Origin of the sequence: Hyphomonas oceanitis SCH89 (assembly GCF_000685295.1) — a bacterium.
Lineage (GTDB): Bacteria > Pseudomonadota > Alphaproteobacteria > Caulobacterales > Hyphomonadaceae > Hyphomonas > Hyphomonas oceanitis.
This window is the reverse complement of sequence record NZ_ARYL01000115.1, coordinates 1-1,380: the sequence shown is the minus strand read 5'-3', so window position 1 is coordinate 1,380 and position 1,380 is coordinate 1. Positions and strand designations below refer to the sequence as shown.

The 1,380-nt window shown below is 56.7% G+C and carries 2 protein-coding genes; both read left to right on the top strand.

Annotated features, from left to right (window positions below; translation table 11 throughout):
* Positions 1-393 (top strand): ABC transporter permease (locus HOC_RS20460; protein WP_035542489.1); only part of this gene is annotated, 393 nt, incomplete at its 5' end.
* A gap of 4 nt (positions 394-397) precedes the next feature.
* Positions 398-1,380, top strand: a 983-nt coding sequence (locus HOC_RS20455; RefSeq protein ID WP_035542485.1) for an ABC transporter permease, incomplete at its 3' end; no start/stop codon positions are given.

Below are 1,380 nucleotides of genomic sequence, written 5' to 3'. Positions count from 1 at the left end.
ACCGCTGTTTGGCTGTTTGGCGTGCCGTTCCGCGGGTCTCTCGGCGTCCTCATCCTGTCTTCGTCCTTGTTCATGCTGTGCTCGCTCGGTCAGGGTTTGCTCATATCGACCCTCACCCGAAACCAGTTGGTCGCGGCGCAGGCATCGGTTCTGACCGCCTTCCTGCCTGCCTTCTATTTCTCCAATTTCGTGTTTGAAATTGATAGTATGCCGCTGGTCCTGAGGCTCATCAGTTACGCGGTTCCTGCCCGCTATTATGTTTCGACATTGCAAACCGAGTTTCTCGCGGGCGATGTCTGGAACGTTATCCTGGCGGATCTGGCCGGGCTTGGACTCTTTGCCGTGATAGTCTTCGGACTTACTGCGCTGACCACGCGCACCCGGCTGGAGTAGGAACATGTTTCTGCGTATCCTGTCTCTCATCATCAAGGAACTTCTCGCCAGCGCACGAGATCCCCAAACCCGGTGGGTCGTTCTCTTCTCTCCGCCTTTCCTTCTGGTGATCTATGCCTTCGCAATTACCCAGGAAATCTCCAGTGTGAGGTTGGGCGTGTACACGCAGGATCGCGGCGCCGAGGCGCGTGCGCTGATCAGCAGGTTCGAGGGGTCTCCAACTTTCGAGGATATCATCTATCTGCGCAGCGACTCAGAAATCCCTGCGGCTATCGACGCGCGATCTGTCGATCTGGTGCTACGAATCGGGCCCGACTTCTCTCGGACCCTGGAACGCGGCGAACACGCGACTGTTCAGTTGATCCTGGACGGGCGAGCCTCCAATGCCGCGCAGATTCTGGCCGGGTATTCAGGCCGGATCGTGCAGGATTTCAATGAGGAGACGGCTGCAGCACTCGGCATTCCGCCGCTTACAAAGTTGGTAACCCGGGTCTGGTACAATCCCAATCTCGACCCGCTTTGGTCTGCGGTACCGGCATTGTTCGCCGTGCTGACAGCCATTGTCGGGTTCATGGTCTCGGCGCTGTCGATTGCGCGTGAACGCGAGCTTGGCACATTCGAGCAGCTGCTGGTTTCTCCATTGAGACCGACGGAAATCCTCATCGGAAAGGCAGTTCCTGCACTTCTGATCGGACTGGCAAGCGCAACTGCGATGCTGATCCTGGGCTGGCTGGTGCTGGATGTCCCGCTACGCGGATCATTGATTCTCCTCTATGCCAGCATGGTCGTCTATCTGGCGGCGATAATTGGGATCGGTCTGTTCATTTCGTCCCTGGCTGCGACACAGCAACAAGCGATCATTGGTCTCTTCATCTATATGATGCCGGCTGTTTTGCTGTCGGGCTATGCAACTCCGGTCGCGAACATGCCTGATTGGCTGCAGGTTTTGAGCGAGACCAATCCGATCATGCATTTCATCGTGATCAG